18 protein-coding genes and 1 tRNA gene are annotated in these 16,746 nt (G+C 42.4%); 4 read left to right on the top strand and 15 right to left on the bottom strand.

The genetic code is table 11. From position 1 onward, the window contains the following. Window positions 1-144 precede the first annotated feature (144 nt). Complete coding sequence (locus IPH70_00505) at window positions 145-1,110, bottom strand: hypothetical protein (GenBank protein QQR64007.1); 966 nt, start codon at window positions 1,108-1,110, stop codon at window positions 145-147. After that, window positions 1,070-1,306, bottom strand: a complete 237-nt coding sequence (locus IPH70_00500) for a hypothetical protein (GenBank protein QQR64006.1) — start codon at window positions 1,304-1,306, stop codon at window positions 1,070-1,072. Before IPH70_00500 ends, IPH70_00505 begins: the two co-directional genes overlap by 41 nt. Window positions 1,307-1,396: 90 nt before the next feature. Here IPH70_00500 and IPH70_00495 point away from each other — a divergent pair, with 90 nt between their 5' ends. Next, a complete protein-coding gene (locus tag IPH70_00495) occupies window positions 1,397-1,555 on the top strand; it encodes a hypothetical protein (GenBank protein ID QQR64005.1) in 159 nt (52 codons plus the stop codon). A gap of 118 nt (window positions 1,556-1,673) precedes the next feature. Here the strand turns inward: IPH70_00495 and IPH70_00490 are convergent, their stop codons facing one another. The 3 genes from IPH70_00490 to IPH70_00480 form a co-directional block, all read right to left on the bottom strand. After that, the gene (locus IPH70_00490) at window positions 1,674-1,895 is read right to left on the bottom strand and encodes a hypothetical protein (protein ID QQR64004.1); all 222 of its coding nucleotides are present in this window, start codon (window positions 1,893-1,895) and stop codon (window positions 1,674-1,676) included. Next, window positions 1,855-2,583: a hypothetical protein gene (locus IPH70_00485; GenBank protein ID QQR64003.1), complete on the bottom strand. Its 729-nt coding sequence runs from the start codon at window positions 2,581-2,583 to the stop codon at window positions 1,855-1,857. Before IPH70_00485 ends, IPH70_00490 begins: the two co-directional genes overlap by 41 nt. A gap of 106 nt (window positions 2,584-2,689) precedes the next feature. Continuing rightward, on the bottom strand, window positions 2,690-3,331 hold the full coding sequence (locus IPH70_00480; GenBank protein ID QQR64002.1) for a hypothetical protein: 642 nt from the start codon (window positions 3,329-3,331) through the stop codon (window positions 2,690-2,692). A gap of 101 nt (window positions 3,332-3,432) precedes the next feature. On the opposite strand from IPH70_00480, the gene IPH70_00475 reads away from it, so the two are divergent. Then, a complete protein-coding gene (locus IPH70_00475) occupies window positions 3,433-3,786 on the top strand; it encodes a hypothetical protein (protein QQR64001.1) in 354 nt (117 codons plus the stop codon). A gap of 187 nt (window positions 3,787-3,973) precedes the next feature. Here IPH70_00475 and IPH70_00470 read toward each other — a convergent pair whose 3' ends face one another. After that, a complete protein-coding gene (locus IPH70_00470) occupies window positions 3,974-4,549 on the bottom strand; it encodes a hypothetical protein (protein ID QQR64000.1) in 576 nt (191 codons plus the stop codon). Further along, on the bottom strand, window positions 4,464-4,688 hold the full coding sequence (locus IPH70_00465) for a hypothetical protein (GenBank protein ID QQR63999.1): 225 nt from the start codon (window positions 4,686-4,688) through the stop codon (window positions 4,464-4,466). Before IPH70_00465 ends, IPH70_00470 begins: the two co-directional genes overlap by 86 nt. On the opposite strand from IPH70_00465, the gene IPH70_00460 reads away from it, so the two are divergent. After that, on the top strand, window positions 4,682-4,993 hold the full coding sequence (locus IPH70_00460; GenBank protein ID QQR63998.1) for a hypothetical protein: 312 nt from the start codon (window positions 4,682-4,684) through the stop codon (window positions 4,991-4,993). The two genes, IPH70_00465 and IPH70_00460, sit on opposite strands and share 7 nt — an antisense overlap. Window positions 4,994-5,012: 19 nt before the next feature. On the opposite strand, the gene IPH70_00455 is transcribed toward IPH70_00460, so the two are convergent. The 8 genes from IPH70_00455 to trpS all read right to left on the bottom strand — a co-directional run bounded on the left by IPH70_00455 (window position 5,013) and on the right by trpS (window position 15,481). Beyond that, entirely contained in the window at window positions 5,013-7,079 is a 2,067-nt protein-coding gene (locus IPH70_00455) for a MerR family transcriptional regulator (protein ID QQR63997.1), read from the bottom strand. Between the two features lie 814 nt (window positions 7,080-7,893). Continuing rightward, window positions 7,894-8,655 carry a prepilin peptidase gene (locus tag IPH70_00450; protein QQR63996.1) on the bottom strand — a complete coding sequence of 254 codons (762 nt, stop codon included), beginning with the start codon at window positions 8,653-8,655 and terminating at the stop codon, window positions 7,894-7,896. 87 nt (window positions 8,656-8,742) lie between these two features. Next, on the bottom strand, window positions 8,743-10,026 hold the full coding sequence (locus IPH70_00445) for an insulinase family protein (protein ID QQR63995.1): 1,284 nt from the start codon (window positions 10,024-10,026) through the stop codon (window positions 8,743-8,745). Window positions 10,027-10,590: 564 nt separating this feature from the next. Beyond that, window positions 10,591-10,664 (bottom strand) — tRNA-Gln (locus tag IPH70_00440). Between the two features lie 156 nt (window positions 10,665-10,820). After that, complete coding sequence (locus IPH70_00435) at window positions 10,821-13,097, bottom strand: leucine--tRNA ligase (protein ID QQR63994.1); 2,277 nt, start codon at window positions 13,095-13,097, stop codon at window positions 10,821-10,823. 158 nt (window positions 13,098-13,255) lie between these two features. Beyond that, window positions 13,256-13,525 (bottom strand): RNA-binding protein, encoded by a 270-nt coding sequence (locus IPH70_00430; protein ID QQR63993.1) that lies wholly within the window; start codon window positions 13,523-13,525, stop codon window positions 13,256-13,258. Between the two features lie 106 nt (window positions 13,526-13,631). Further along, window positions 13,632-14,507 carry an arginase family protein gene (locus tag IPH70_00425; protein ID QQR63992.1) on the bottom strand — a complete coding sequence of 292 codons (876 nt, stop codon included), beginning with the start codon at window positions 14,505-14,507 and terminating at the stop codon, window positions 13,632-13,634. Beyond that, window positions 14,504-15,481 carry a tryptophan--tRNA ligase gene (trpS, locus tag IPH70_00420; protein QQR63991.1) on the bottom strand — a complete coding sequence of 326 codons (978 nt, stop codon included), beginning with the start codon at window positions 15,479-15,481 and terminating at the stop codon, window positions 14,504-14,506. The genes IPH70_00425 and trpS overlap by 4 nt, the downstream gene beginning before the upstream one ends. A gap of 57 nt (window positions 15,482-15,538) precedes the next feature. Here trpS and IPH70_00415 point away from each other — a divergent pair, with 57 nt between their 5' ends. After that, a complete protein-coding gene (locus IPH70_00415; protein QQR63990.1) occupies window positions 15,539-16,675 on the top strand; it encodes a tyrosine--tRNA ligase in 1,137 nt (378 codons plus the stop codon). The last annotated feature ends 71 nt before the right edge of the window (window positions 16,676-16,746 follow it).

Genomic DNA, 16,746 nt, shown 5'->3' with positions numbered 1-16,746 from the left:
GACGTTTGATCCACCATCAATCCAACCTGAGTCTGATCCACCAGCATCAGATCCGCAGGTCAAGACTCCACCGACTGTCTCAAGGGCGGTACATGTTCCAAATGTTGAGGAGGCAAATGAAACACCTGCACCTGATACACCTGATTAAACCTGTGTGTTATCTCCAAGGGTTGTGTTCCCGTTAACGGTAAGAGTTAGTTGAGAAGACTCCAGCTCCAGGTGAAACGGTAGGAGCGGTTGTACCAATACCAAGTCTTCCTGAGAATGAAGCAGTACCTGAGGTAAAGATCTGAGAGTTAGATCCAAAGGCAATTGAGGTATCGGTTCCAGCAGTTGAGTCAAAGGTCCAGGCAAAAGCAGATCCTGAACCAAGGTGGTGGTTCCAACCTCTGTAGAGTCAAAGTTAATGGTTAAGGTACCGGCATTGTTGTCGTTTGTACCACCTGAGATTGTTCTTGTAGCGCCTAATGCTGTTGTTGAGGAGCCTAAGTCACCAGCAAAGGTGATTGTAGAGTTATCAAGCTCCCCGTTTGAGATTGAGGTACCAAGGGTGGTGACAAGTGTGTTACCAGCTGCACTAAGTCCTGTACCTGTAAAGTCTGTGATGGTGTCTCCTCCAACAGTTAGTGATCCAGCAGAGACTGAACCAGTGACTGTAAGGTTCTGGGAGAATAGACCTGAACCAACAACATCAAGTGAAACGGTAGGAGCGGTTGTACCAATACCAAGTCTTCCTGAGAATGAGGCGGTCCCTGAGGTAAAGATCTGAGAGTTAGATCCAAAGGCAATTGAGGTATCGGTTCCAGCAGTTGAGTCAAAGGTCCAGGCAAAAGCAGACCCTGAACCAAAGGTGGTGGTTCCAACCTCTGTAGAGTCAAAGTTAATGGTTAAGGTACCGGCATTGTTGTCTGAGGTGTCAATACCGTTTGTACCACCTGAGATTGTTCTTGTAGCACCTAATGCTGTTGTTGAGGAGCCTAAGTCACCAGCAAAGGTGATTGTAGAGTTATCAAGCTCCCCGTTTGAGATTGAGGTACCAAGGGTGGTGACAAGTGTGTTACCAGCTGCACTAAGTCCTGTACCTGTAAAGTCTGTGATGGTGTCCTCCAACAGTTAGTGATCCAGCAGAGACTGATCCAGTGACTGTAAGGTTCTGGGAGAATAGACCTGAACCAACAACATCAAGCTTGGCCCCAGGTGCTGTTGTTCCAATACCTACATTGTCAGAGGAGGTAATAAGATAGACGTTTGATCCACCATCAATCCAACCTGAGTCTGATCCACCAGCATCAGATCCGCAGGTCAAGACTCCACCGACTGTCTCAAGGGCGGTACATGTTCCAAATGTTGAGGAGGCAATGATATACCTGCACCTGATACACCTGCATTAAAGGTTATGGTGTCACTGGTGTTATCTCCAAGGGTTGTGTTCCCGTTAACGGTAAGGTTAGTTGAGAAGACTCCAGCTCCAACAACATCAAGTGAAACGGTAGGAGCGGTTGTACCAATACCAAGTCTTCCTGAGAATGAAGCAGTACCTGAGGTAAAGATCTGAGAGTTAGATCCAAAGGCAATTGAGGTATCGGTTCCAGCAGTTGAGTCAAAGGTCCAGGCAAAAGCAGATCCTGAACCAAAGGTGGTGGTTCCAACCTCTGTAGAGTCAAAGTTAATGGTTAAGTACCGGCATTGTTGTCTGAGGTGTCAATACCGTTTGTACCACCTGAGATTGTTCTTGTAGCACCTAATGCTGTTGTTGAGGAGCCTAAGTCACCAGCAAAGGTGATTGTAGAGTTATCAAGCTCCCCGTTTGAGATTGAGGTACCAAGGGTGGTTACAAGTGTGTTACCAGCTGCACTAAGTCCTGTACCTGTAAAGTCTGTGATGGTGTCCTCCAACAGTTAGTGATCCAGCAGAGACTGATCCAGTGACTGTAAGGTTCTGGGAGAATAGACCTGAACCAACAACATCAAGTGAAACGGTTGGAGCGGTTGTACCAATACCAAGTCTTCCTGAGAATGAAGCAGTACCTGAGGTAAAGATCTGAGAGTTAGATCCAAAGGCAATTGAGGTATCGGTTCCAGCAGTTGAGTCAAAGGTCCAGGCAAAAGCAGACCCTGAACCAAAGGTGGTGGTTCCAACCTCTGTAGAGTCAAAGTTAATGGTTAAGGTACCGGCATTGTTGTCTGAGGTGTCAATACCGTTTGTACCACCTGAGATTGTTCTTGTAGCACCTAATGCTGTTGTTGAGGAGCCTAAGTCACCAGCAAAGGTGATTGTAGAGTTATCAAGCTCCCCGTTTGAGATTGAGGTACCAAGGGTGGTGACAAGTGTGTTACCAGCTGCACTAAGTCCTGTACCTGTAAAGTCTGTGATGGTGTCCCCTCCAACAGTTAGTGATCCAGCAGAGACTGATCCAGTGACTGTAAGGTTCTGGGAGAATAGACCTGAACCAACAACATCAAGCTTGGCCCCAGGTGCTGTTGTTCCAATACCTACATTGTCAGAGGAGGTAATAAGATAGACGTTTGATCCACCATCAATCCAACCTGAGTCTGATCCACCAGCATCAGATCCGCAGGTCAAGACTCCACCGACTGTCTCAAGGGCGGTACATGTTCCAAATGTTGAGGAGGCAAATGATATACCTGCACCTGATACACCTGCATTAAAGGTTATGGTGTCACTGGTGTTATCTCAAGGGTTGTGTTCCCGTTAACGGTAAGGTTAGTTGAGAAGACTCCAGCTCCAACAACATCAAGTGAAACGGTAGGAGCAGTTGTACCAATACCAAGTCTTCCTGAGAATGAAGCAGTACCTGAGGTAAAGATCTGAGAGTTAGATCCAAAGGCAATTGAGGTATCGGTTCCAGCAGTTGAGTCAAAGGTCCAGGCAAAGCAGATCCTGAACCAAAGGTGGTGGTTCCAACCTCTGTAGAGTCAAAGTTAATGGTTAAGGTACCGGCATTGTTGTCTGAGGTGTCAATACCGTTTGTACCACCTGAGATTGTTCTTGTAGCGCCTAATGCTGTTGTTGAGGAGCCTAAGTCACCAGCAAAGGTGATTGTAGAGTTATCAAGCTCCGTTTGAGATTGAGGTACCAAATGTGGTGACAAGTGTGTTACCAGCTGCACTAAGTCCTGTACCTTAAAGTCTGTGATGGTGTCTCCTCCAACAGTTAGTGATCCAGCAGAGAGAACCAGTGACTGTAAGGTTCTGGGAGAATAGACCTGAACCAACAACATCAAGTGAAACGGTTGGAGCGGTTGTACCAATACCAAGTCTTCCTGAGAAGGAAGCAGTCCCTGAGGTAAAGATCTGAGAGTTAGATCCAAAGGCAATTGAGGTATCGGTTCCAGCAGTTGAGTCAAAGGTCCAGGCAAAAGCAGACCCTGAACCAAAGGTGGTGGTTCCAACCTCTGTAGAGTCAAAGTTAATGGTTAAGGTACCGGCATTGTTGTCTGAGGTGTCAATACCGTTTGTACCACCTGAGATTGTTCTTGTAGCACCTAATGCTGTTGTTGAGGAGCCTAAGTCACCAGCAAAGGTGATTGTAGAGTTATCAAGCTCCCCGTTTGAGATTGAGGTACCAAGGGTGGTGACAAGTGTGTTACCAGCTGCACTAAGTCCTGTACCTGTAAAGTCTGTGATGGTGTCCCCTCCAACAGTTAGTGATCCAGCAGAGACTGAACCAGTGACTGTAAGGTTCTGGGAGAATAGACCTGAACCAACAACATCAACTTGGCCCCAGGTGCTGTTGTTCCAATACCTACATTGTCAGAGGAGGTAATAAGAACGTTTGATCCACCATCAATCCAACCTGAGTCTGATCCACCACATCAGATCCGCAGGTCAAGACTCCACCGACTGTCTCAAGGGCGGTATGTTCCCCAGAGGCAAATGATATACCTGACCTGATACACCTGCATTAAAGTCACTGGTGTTATCTCAAGGGTTGTGTTCCGTTAACGGTAAGGTTAGTTGAAGACTCCAGAGGAGCGGTTGTACCAATGTCTTCCTGAGAATGAAGCAGTACCTGAGGTAAAGATCTGAGAGTTAGATCCAAAGGCAATTGAGGTATCGGTTCCAGCAGTTGAGTCAAAGGTCCAGGCAAAAGCAGATCCTGAACCAAAGGTGGTGGTTCCAACCTCTGTAGAGTCAAAGTTAATGGTTAAGGTACCGGCATTGTTGTCTGAGGTGTCAATACCGTTTGTACCACCTGAGATTGTTCTTGTAGCACCTAATGCTGTTGTTGAGGAGCCTAAGTCACCAGCAAAGGTGATTGTAGAGTTATCAAGCTCCCCGTTTGAGATTGAGGTACCAAGGGTGGTGACAAGTGTGTTACCAGCTGCACTAAGTCCTGTACCTGTAAAGTCTGTGATGGTGTCCCCTCCAACAGTTAGTGATCCAGCAGAGACTGATCCAGTGACTGTAAGGTTCTGGGAGAATAGACCTGAACCAACAACATCAAGTGAAACGGTAGGAGTGGTTGTTACCAAGTCTTCCTGAGAATGAAGCAGTACCTGAGGTGAAGATCTGAGAGTTAGATCCAAAGGCAATTGAGGTATCGGTTCCAGCAGTTGAGTCAAAGGTCCAGGCAAAAGCAGACCCTGAACCAAAGGTGGTGGTTCCAACCTCTGCAGAGTCAAAGTTAATGGTTAAGGTACACTGCATTGTTGTCTGAGGTGTCAATACCGTTTGTACCACCTGAGATTGTTCTTGTAGCACCTAATGCTGTTGTTGAGGAGCCTAAGTCACCAGCAAAGGTGATTGTAGAGTTATCAAGCTCCCCGTTTGAGATTGAGGTACCAAGTGTGGTGACAAGTGTGTTACCAGCTGCACTAAGTCCTGTACCTGTAAAGTCTGTGATGGTGTCCCCTCCAACAGTTAGTGATCCAGCAGAGACTGAACCAGAGATAGTTACATTACCTGCATTAGTAACGGTGAATACATCCGTACCACCAAACTGTTCGAGAGTGAGAAGATTTGAGGTTTGAGTAGCATTGCCGGTTACAACTAGTTGAATTTCATCCGTATCACCAGCGATCTGTAGTTTTCCTTGGCCCCAGGTGCTGTTGTTCCAATACCTACATTGTCAGAGGAGGTAATAAGATAGACGTTTGATCCACCATCAATCCAACCTGAGTCTGATCCACCAGCATCAGATCCGCAGGTCAAGACTCCACCGACTGTCTCAAGGGCGGTACATGTTCCAAATGTTGAGGAGGCAAATGATATACCTGCACCTGATACACCTGCATTAAAGGTTATGGTGTCACTGGTGTTATCTCCAAGGGTTGTGCTACCCGTTACAGAGACGTTGTCTGCAAAAGTCAGAGTTCCAGTTGAGTTTGAAACGTTACCTTGAAGATCTGTGGTTCCAGTGATAACGACATTGTCATTTAGATTAATAATTCCTATCCCATTTGCTACAACTGTTAAATCCTCCCCAGATCCCGTTGTTATATCAGTTCCGACTGATGAGAAGGTTAAGGAACCGGTTTGAACTACGTCTCCAGTATTACTTACTGTATATACATCTGTCCCAGATGAATTTTCAGCAACTATGAGACTTGTTGTCTGTGTTGAGTTTCCTTGAACGAGAAGTTGAATCTCATCCGCCTCTCCATCAATCCCAAGTTTTGCAAGATCCGTAGTAGAACCAAGCGTTACATTGTCGGTTGAGGTTGTTAAACTCACGACCGTACCATTATCTATAAAACCTGAGGCACTTGAACTACCTGAATTTGTAATCGTTACAATGTCGCCCGATGCATCTGTCGTTATAACTATTCCAGTACCAGCCGTTAATGTGAGGGTGTCTGTTGAGCTATCGGCTACCACATCCGATTGTCCACTTACAGAAATCGTATTAAACGTTTGTTCTGTAGATGAAGAGATGGAGGAGCTGATGGTAAGACCGTCGATAGAAATGCCTGATCCTGCAGTTAACACTACCGATCCCGTTGAACCTTGTAGTGACGATACTCCAGAAGCAACTGTAGAAGAAACGGCGTTTATGACTGGGTTCTGAGTATCTCCAGTAATAGTAACTCCTGTTCCAGCAGTGACACTATATATTACATTAGGGGCTGTAATATTTTTTTGAAAGACCGCGGGTATGGCAAAATAGATCGTTTCTTTTTCAGAAATAGCACTTGATGCAAGGGCTTTTTGTACGTCTGCAATATTTACTTGAGCATCTTTCTTAACCTGAGCCACAATGGATACGTTCTTATTTGCTGATGAACTCCAAGGCAACCGAGCTAGTAACTGAGATAGTGAATCATTAATTCTGCTTAATAGACCTTTATCTGTGCTGGCCGCAAGAACCTGTGGCTGTTTATCTACTTTTTCAAAATTAAGTCTAACTGCAACAGCTCTGTCCTTAGTTACGGAGTTGAATACTGTCTGAGCGCCTATAGCTCCGAACACAAGCATTGCTATGAAACCAAGCATTGAGGTAGCCATGAATATGTTGCGAGCGTTAAATTTATACTGTGTCCTGCTGATTTTTCGGATGGCAGCATCTGCGATTCTCGGCTCTACTTCGTTCCTTGCAGATTCAGATTCAGAAGCAAACATCCCTGCCGCTCTTGGCTCATATACGGGAAACTCTCTAGCCTTCTCTGAAGCATATACAGAATTATCGATTAATACCCTTGCAGGCACAGGAATTTGGTCAATTTCAGTTTCGATAGCATCGTTCGTACTAAGAGGCACGCCCTTGTTTTGTTGGCCCTCTCTGGCCATATAAGTCTTGATTGAATTTCGTGAATATTCTCGTTCACCTATAGAATTTCTTTGAGGAACTAATAGACCCTTCTTTTCAATCCTTCTTAGTGTGGATGCTGATACACCTAATTTGATCGCTGCTTCGGAAATGCTGAGTGGTTTTGAGGCCTTCATTTCCCTCAACTCATCTAATGAAAATCTTCTCGCTTTTCCTTCTTCTCTATACGTGTGAATTGCCCCTGCTTTATCCCATCTTCTTATGGCGTCTATTGACACCCCTAAAATCTCTGCAGCTTTACCAATAGATACTAGGTTTTTTTTAGGTTTTAATGTAGGGCTCGTGCTCATGTAATTATGCGAATAATTGATCTAAGATTTATTAGAACAAATCTACGCAACGCTTGTCAAGAGGCATTTTAGCTTCAAATATCTATGCATTGAGTAAGCAATGCATAGATTTCCACTTTTCTCAATTATATGAGTCTATGTAAAGCCCCAAAGCTCTGTAAAGCATTTTATAGTTACTCAATAAGATCAGCAACTCTCATTATTAAGCTTCTATATCAAACTGCATCATTGATAATTTGGAGTTAGTATATTTCCTGGATATTTAAAGATGTACGAAAGATGTACGAATATACAGATTAATAACCAAAAATGCTATTTGTTAACAAATTTTGATCAGTATATTTTTTCTTTTTTATGATGTTTTTTAGAATAGAAAATTGAATAAACTTTGTTGGTCCTTAAAGAAGGATTTTATTCGATTTTCTTAAGGATATTTTTACGCAAATAGTATTTAATAATTTTGACAATATTTTTCTCTTCTTTTATCAATAATCAAGTTGAATCTTTAATCGAGAATTAACTCTTCAAAGTAAGAACTTATTAGTTTTTTTTATGACTCGATAGAGGAAGATATATTTCTTTTACGAAGACCCAAAAAGGTTCTTATTTATTTCAGAGAAGAACTACAAAATCGCAGATAGCATAAATACATATTTCTTTTATCAATCATTTATATATAGTAAATATTCTATAATACAACCTTTCATATTGGAGTATTTGTACAATTATATTAATAATATAAATAGCTTCAGAAATCTATGCACCGGTTGATCAAATGGCAATCTAGAATTTTATGAAGAGTTATGAACGTATTTTATATGCCCAATATAGTATTGAACTCTGTTATAAAGTACTTAGTATAAAAAAGATATAAAATAGCACCTAAAATAAGAAATGGCCCAAAGGCTATCTTACTTTTCATCTTAGTTTTACGCAACAAAATAGCTACAAGACCAAAAAAGCCTCCAGTTATAAATGCCACATACAAAATTATGAAGGCACCTTGTAGTTCAAAGAGGAATCCAAATATAAACAATAGTTTTACGTCGCCAAATCCCATTCCCCTTCCTTTCGTAGCTAGAAATAACAAAAGAAGGGGCATCATAGCTACAAAACTAAGTACGAAACGCTCTGCAATCTGTGGTATAGGCACGTTTGTAGCAATTAGATATGCTAAACCTACTATAAATAAAGCAAGTTGCTCCTCATCGGGAAGAATTTGATACTTAAGATCACTAAAGAACATTGCTATCAAAATAGAAATTAAGACGATCGTATAAATTTGGTATCCAAGACCTCCCTGTGAGAATGATAACCACGTTAGCATAAATACCACTCCAGTCAACAACTCTATTAAAGGGTATTGAATCTGGAGTCTTTTTTGACAGTATCTACATCTTCCTCGAAGAAAAGCGTACGAGAAAACAGGAATAAGGTCCTGTGGCTGTAGTGTTTTTTTACAGTAATCGCAGTAGGATCGTCCAAGGAGACCTTGGTCGTTTGGTAGCCTATCAATAAGTACATTTAAAAACGAGCCCACAGCTAGACCGAGAATAAATAAGAAGCTCAGAATCATTGTAGATAATCATATGGGTTAAGGATTAGCCTGTCAACCTTGCTCGCTGTAGCCCTGTTTGCTGGTATGTGGGTTTGCGTAGGAGGATTAAATCTGGAGGTCCTCAGCCGTGATATCTCCCTCTTTAAAAGGACCAATCAACGAAAGGTTAATATTGTTTCGGTTAAACACATCCTTAGCCACGCTTAGAATCTCGTCTTTGGTCACTTTCTGTACTGTCTCTATCATCTCCTCAGGCGTGGTGGATTTATTTTGCAGAAGCATTTCCAAGCCAAAATATAATGAAACGTTCTGAGAGTCCTCCATAGACAGTATGGTTCTTCCCTTTATTAGGTCTTTAGCTCTTTTAATTTCTACGTCCGTAATATCTCCCATTGTTGTCTTTTTATGCTCCTCAAGAGTAACTCTAATTGCTTCCTTTGTTTTTTCTAGATTATTCGTCACTCCCGCAGAGGTTACGAAATTTCCAACATCCTTATAACTTGTACGACCGGTTGAGATGTAGTAGCACAGCCCTCTTCGTTCTCGCACCTGCATGAAAAGACGAGAGGACATTCCACCACCCAGAATTGTTGACAGAAGAGCTAGTGGATACTTCCTTTTATCATCGATATTGTAGCTGTGAAAGCCTAAACAAAAATGAGTTTGCTCGGTTTTTTTAGAATGAATAAGTATTTGTGGGCTCGTCTGAATCTTCTTAAAAACTCCGTATGTGCCTTTAACCTTCTTGCTTTCCCAACCTCCGAACCGCTCTTCAATTTTCTTAATGTAGTCTGCCTTGCCCTTTCCAAATCCCCCTGCCACGACCAAAACAGCGTTATTCGGGTGATAAAGCTCATCCATGTAGTCGGTAAAGGTCTTCCTGTTGAAGTTGGTTACGGTATCTCTTGTGCCCGCTATGTCCATCCCCAAAGAACTCCCTTTATACATAAGCTCTTCGAATAAATCTCCACTCTTCCACCTAGGAGTATCTTCATACATGTTAATTTCCTCCACAATTACACCTTTTTCTCGATTTATTTCATCCTCAAGAAGAAATGAGTTCATGATCATATCTGAGAGCACAGCTAAGACTGTCTCGAAATGATCGTTCGTTGCTTTAATCCAGTAGCCGGTATGGTCTTTTGAGGTGAAGGCGTTAAACACTCCCCCTAAACCCTCGATAGTCGAAGAGATCGTGAATGAATCCGGAAAGTTCTTGGATCCCTTAAATGCCATATGCTCAAAGAAGTGGGCAATGCCATTATTCTTTGCATTTTCATACCTAGAGCCTGCGCCTACGAGAAGTATCGTGGTCAGACTTGGAAAAGAGTTCGTGTCTATGAGACAGACCTTTAAACCGTTCTTTAAGGTTGTAAGTACAGGCTTCATGACGATCAGTATACACGTACAAAATTAAATTTGAAACCTGAAAAGATGAGGATTTAACATATATATACTATAAGTATGCATTGTTAAAGATTTTACATCTTTTATTATTGCTCTTTAGACTTTATTGACAGAATATAACTGTATATATACTCAAATTCGACGTCTCACAATAAGGGATATGAATTGGTTGATATATCTCCTGTATGCATTATGAAGAGAGCTCTATTTTTAATAGATACGAAGGCTTCGCTTTAAAATCACTCATTCTATTAGAAAACAGAGTTTTGTCCGTACTTGGCTAATACATAGTCCGAATCATCAATGCGCAGGATCATCAGACAAATCGATAGCATGCTAAATAGATCAATTAGCTAAAAGGCCAACATCTTTTCCGAGCCCTAAAGCTTGAATACACGAAGGATATCTAAGAAGTCACAGAACGGCTGTATATCTGTCGTAAATGATTAGGGGCGAGCTGCCATAAGGGAGATCCTCAATCCTTCAGTCGGAATCAACCTCCCCACATTGAGATTGCATTAGACAACTGAGAACTGAAGAGTCGAATGGCTGCCCAGCAGGGACTCGAACCCCGATAAGCAGATCCAGAATCTGCTGTCCTGCCATTAGACGACCGGGCAATATCTTCGTCATTGTACCAAATAAATACTCAATTATTTTCTTATCTTTTGCTAAACGTAATCTTGGCCGACATGCACTTCGATAGAAAATTATCGACTTTTGTTCAATTAATTTGTTTTTAATTGAGATTGCCAGAACAAGCCAGATCTAATAGTTTATGAAGAAAGTACGAAATTGAGCACCTTTCCCTCAAGGTAGATAATCTCATATGCCTTGCCTTCAATATGCCTTGTCACAGAGCCCTCTAATAGTGCTTTTTTGACAATTTTATCTTTTTCGAGCTCAGAATTTGAGACCTGAAGTACGGCCCGTACCTTTCCATTTACCTGAATAGGGATTCGTAAATACTTCTGAACCATTGAGTTTTCATCTACAGATGGAAGCATTTGAAAATGGATGGATAATTTTTCTCCTAATATTTCCCAAATCTCCTCAGTTATATGTGGGGCGAAAGGAGCAAGGAGAATGAGTAATAATTTGTACTCAGAGACGGCAATCTTTTCCTTTTTAGATAAAAAGTTTAGCCATTCCATGAGAGTTGCAATTGCGGTATTAAATTTAAGCTCTAATACGTCATCCACGACCTTTTTCAATGTTTTATTAAGCCATAGTTTATCTTCATTCCCCAGCCCTTCCTGAGTCGAGCCATCAACTTTTTTCTGCAGATCCCAGATACGCTTTAAGAAGTTATAAGGACCGACTATTGCCTGTTCACGAAAATCTCCACCCTGATCATAGGGGCCGAGAAACATAAGGTAGACGCGTAGTGTATCTGCGCCATAGTCCCGAATAAAATCGTCAGGATTGATCACATTACCTTTCGATTTACTCATTTTGGCTCCTTCGGAAATAATCAAACCGTGTGCTCTAAATTGGGTGAATGGCTCTTCAAAATGAGATATCAATCCCATATCTTTAAATACCATACTGAGGAATCTGCTGTATAAAAGGTGTAGAACTGAGTGCTCTGCTCCACCGATATAGGTATTTACTGGCATCCAGTTTTTGAGTCGCTCTGAGCTCCATGGCTGCTTCGTTTCATCTGTGGAAAGGTACCTTAGGAAATACCAAGCAGAATCTAAAAATGTATCCGAAACATCGGTTTCTCGACGAGCTTCTTTACCACAGGTAGGGCAGTTTACCTTATAAAACTCTTCGTTAGATGCTAAAGGAGATACGCCCGTACCCGTAGGGCGAAAGTTCTCAACGTACGGCAAAACAACAGGTAAATCCTTTTCAGGCACGGGGACAGTTCCGCACGAATCGCAGTAGATCATTGGGATCGGTGGTCCCCAGTAGCGCTGACGAGAAATTAACCAATCTCTGAGATGGTAATTGACTCTCTTTACCCCCTCCGGTTTAGCTTCGTAACTTGTGCTCTCAATTGGTAACTTGAATTTTTCGGCAAACTCCCTATCCCTATCATCACCATCCGGAACAGCCATGATTGCACCAGTACCATATCCTACCAGCACATAGTCAGCGATCCAGACAGGAATCTGTTTCTTTGTCACTGGATTCTCTGCATACGACCCTGTAAATACGCCTGTCTTTTCCTTGAGATTGCTTCTCTCAAACTCTGAGCGTTTTTTGGCCATCTCAATGTATTCCTTGACCTGAGTTGATTGTTCTTGAGTTGTGAGTTTTGCAACTTTTTCATGTTCAGGAGCTAGCACTAAAAACGTTGCGCCATCAATAGTCTCGGGTTTTGTAGTAAAGACCTCAATCCCTCCAAAATCAATAATCATTCCTTCACTTTTTCCTATCCAGTTACGTTGGGCCGTCTTAACTTTCTCAGACCAATCTAGGCCGTCAAGGTTTTTAAGCAATCTGTCCGCATAGTCAGTAATTCTAAAGAACCACTGCTCTAGCATCTTCTTGCCAACCTCTGACGAACACCGCTCACACTTCCCAGAAATCACCTGCTCATCTGCTAAGACCGTTTTGCAGGAAGGACACCAATTTACCTCAGCCTTTTTTTTGTACGCAAGTTTTTGCTTAAACATCTGTAAGAAGATCCACTGCGTCCACCTGTAGTACTCAGGCTTATAGGTTTCGACCGTTCGTTCCCAATCAAATGCATTGCCAATGGATTCGAGTTGTTTATAAAATCTCTCCTCCGAGACCTTAGAAAGATCCATAGGGTGTTTATTCACCTTCATCGCATAGTTCTCGCTATGAATCCCGAAACCATCGAGCCCCATCGGTTCAAATACATCAAAACCTTGTAATCTCTTGAGTCGAGAGAAGATATCGCTTCCAGTAAATGCATACATGTTTCCCACATGAAGACCTTCTGCAGATGGGTAAGGAAACATCATGAGGCTGTAGAAGGGCTTTTTTGCGGTATCAAGATTAGGGCTAAAGGTTTTTTCCTTACGCCACTTCTCCTGCCACTTTTTTTCAATTTCGCTGGGAATATACTTCTTCATATGGTAATTTGAATTTTTTATTTTTTTTATTCAATTTTTAAAAAATACAAATTCAATACAAATTTCAAAATACAAAATAAAAACTTCGCGGACTTACAACGTATTATACAAAACCCTACCATTTGCGACAGAGCTTGTATCAAAAGCGACGATCGCTACTAGTTATCATCGAATGTGTTTACTTTCGGCGGGCGTGCTTCGGAGACGATGAGTCTTCTTCCCTCAAAATCCTGGCCATTGAGCTCTAAACCTTGTTGAGCTCCTTCTTCCGTCTCCATCTCGACAAAACCAAATCCTTTTGATCTACCCGAGTCCTTGAAACGAATGATGCTTGTAGAAACCACGGGGCCAACCTTCTCGAAGTATGTGCGAAGCTGATCCTCGGTAACTTCATAGAGAAGATTTCCTACGTAGAGTTTATTTGACACTAATTATTTCACCTCCTTCGGCCACCATAGCCTAGTGCGACGGTGGTCTCCTTCAGTTGAAAAATTGGTAGCTATATCAAAATCTAGCATCGATTAGCGGCAAAAATCAAGAACCAAATGCATCCTGAATCAATTTTTGAGCAAGACTGACCGTCATTCCATCCTGATCTTTTTGTGGATTTACTTCAACAAGATCAAATGACTTACTCTCTTTATTCTTAAAGAGCTCAAAAATCGGCTCGACATCCTTGAGCAATAGCCCATTTTCTGCTGGAATTCCTGTTCCTGGAGCTACAGAACTATCAAAACCATCTATATCTACATCAAGGTGTATGTGATCAAATGAGTCCATGAATCTTTTTATCCGCTGTTGCGAGTCACTATTCCGCAAACCTTTTATCGAGAGTATCTGAATTTTTTTATGATCGATGAGCTCCTGCTCCTCAGGGTCTAGATCGAGATTGCCGATATAGAAAATTTGTTCTGGTTTTAAAAAATGTGGTACTAATTGATTAATGAGCTCGTTCTCAAAGCCGCCAACAAAGGGCCTCATCCACATACCGTGAAAGTTTCCGGTTGGACTAGTCGCGATCGTATTTATGTCTGGGTGTGAGTCGATCTGAATGTATCCTATGCTGTGCGAGTGGAGTCTACGTAGAAGCGCAACTAAGGAGCAGAAAGCAACGCTATGATCGCCCCCAATTACCACCTGAGTTTCATTATCTTGCAATGTTTCCTCAAGGAGGTCTATCGCCTTTTGCGAGTACTCAACGATCGAATCAAAGTATTTTTTTCGCTCGATTTCTTCCGGTAATGGGAAGGTGAAAGAGTCAACTACTACCTGAGGAAATTGGGAAAGAAACTCCTCGGTCAAAATCGCGTCGCCACCCTCTTCCACACCCACATTAAACTCATCCATGCGATGAGGAAGATTCATCATTCCTAAACGACTGCGAAGATTGTAGAAATGAAGATTGGTCATGAACAGAGACCCATCGCATTTTTAACCTCAGCAACGGTTTGGGATGCGATCTCTCGTGCTTTTCGCGCACCTTCTTGAATTAATTGTGCAATATACTCAGGGTTTGCTTCAAGTTCTATTCTTTTATTCTGTATAGGTTTCAGTTTTTCGAAGATTGCCTGAGCAAGCGAATCTTTCAGGTCGGAAAACTGCAAAGTACCAGCCTCAAACTTCTTTTTATATTCTCCAACCGACTCTGAAAGATATATATCTGCAAGCGTAAAGAGTGCCTTAATGCCGGCATTCATTTCACCACCAGCCACCGTGGCCGTGGGCATCGATCGTACTTTTTTCTGGACTTCCTCAAATGAGTCCGTAAGATTAATGAAGCTTCCCTCCACCGACTTACTCATCTTTCCTTCACCTTTCAAAGATGGAATATATTCACCCTCAGAAGCAAAACGCTTAGGCTCGGGGAAACTCAGACCATACTTATCATTCATCTTCCGAGCAATCTCGCGGGCTACCTCAAGATGTGGCTCCTGATCAATCCCAACCGGCACGAAATTCGCTTTGTAAATGAGAATGTCTGCAGACATCAACAACGGGTAGTTTAGAAGAGCCATGGTGTTATCCTGCGGATACTGCTTCACCTTATCTTTATAGGTGGGAAGATGCTGCATTCTCGCAATGGTAGCAACCGATGAAAAATAAAACGCTAACTCCGTGTGTTCCGGAACATCGGACTGGAAAAAAATAATACTTTTCTTTGGATCGAGACCACAGGCAAGGTACTCAAGATAAACCTCTCTCCTATTCGCCTTCAGCTCCTCAACATCATATGGTGTTGTTACGGTGTGGAGATCCGCAACCATATAGAGCGTTTCGTAATCAGGATTTTCCTGAAGTTCCAGCATTCCTTTGACCGCACCGAGATAGTTCCCAAGATGGAGTCTTCCTGTCGCTCGAATTCCAGATAATACTCTTTTTTTCATACTAGAAGCCATTATACCCTACTATGGTTTCATGTATAATACTTTTCAATTACTACTATGACAACTGACGATAAACTTAAATTAGTACGAGAGGTCGGCGAAGAAATAATTCAGGAGGAAGAGCTCAAAAAACTCCTTGAATCAGGTGAAGAACTGACTGCTTACGACGGTTTTGAACCTTCTGGACAAATCCACATCGCTCAAGGACTCCTTCGAGCGATCAATGTAAATAAAATGACCAAGGCCGGAATCAAGTTTAAGATGTGGGTTGCCGACTGGCACGCCATGGCAAACAATAAAATGGGTGGAGACCTCGACAAAATTCAGACGGTCGGAAAGTACTTCATCGAGGTTTGGAAAGCCTGCGGAATGGATATGACGAAGGTGGAGTTTCACTGGGCATCTGAAATGGCAAAGAACTCCGACTACTGGAAGTTAGTTGTTCAGGTGGGCAAATCTAACGCCCTTAAACGCTTTGTGAGAACCGCGGAGATGATGGGACGCGAGGAGTCTCTGGACAATCTTACCGGCGCTCATATTATCTACTCCTGTATGCAGGTCGCGGACATTTTCATGCTTGGAGCTAAAATAACTCAACTCGGAATGGACCAGCGCAAACTAAATATGCTTGCCCGTGAGATCGGTCCCCAACTTGGATTTTGGAAACCGGTTGTCGTAAGTCACCATATGCTCATGGGACTTGGTAAGCCCCCAACAGATATCGGCAATCAGATATCGGCCGTCAATGGTCCGACAACAGACGACCGACCACTGAAAACTCAGAGCGCTATGACCAGAGCTATCGCTCTGAAGATGTCCAAGTCACATCCCGACTCAGCGATCTTCATGACCGATACAACTGAAGATATTAAACGAAAACTTAACAAAGCTTGGTGTCTAGAGGGTGAAGTAAAGGACAATCCTGTTCTAGAATATTGCAAATACATCATTTTTGAGAGTGTTGATTCTATGACTATTGTTCGACCGGAAAAGTTCGGTGGAAATCTCACCGTAACTTCGTATGAGGATCTAGAAAATAAGTTTGCGGCAAAAGAAATTCACCCACAGGATCTCAAAGTTTCTGTCGCGTCAGAACTTGACAAACTATTACAACCAGTGCGAGAGCATTTTGAGAAAAATGAAGAGGCAAAAAAACTCTTAGAAAGAGTGATATCCTTTCAAGTCACCCGATGATTCACGATGCGGCGATGCGAAGGGACTGATTCTAAATATCTCTTGCAATTCAATCCCCTCTTTCTGCATAA

Source organism: Candidatus Roizmanbacteria bacterium (assembly GCA_016699265.1).
In the GTDB taxonomy this organism is placed as follows: Bacteria; Patescibacteriota; Microgenomatia; order UBA1406; family GWC2-37-13; genus CAZLQR01.
This window is presented reverse-complemented; position numbering and strand designations above follow the sequence as displayed.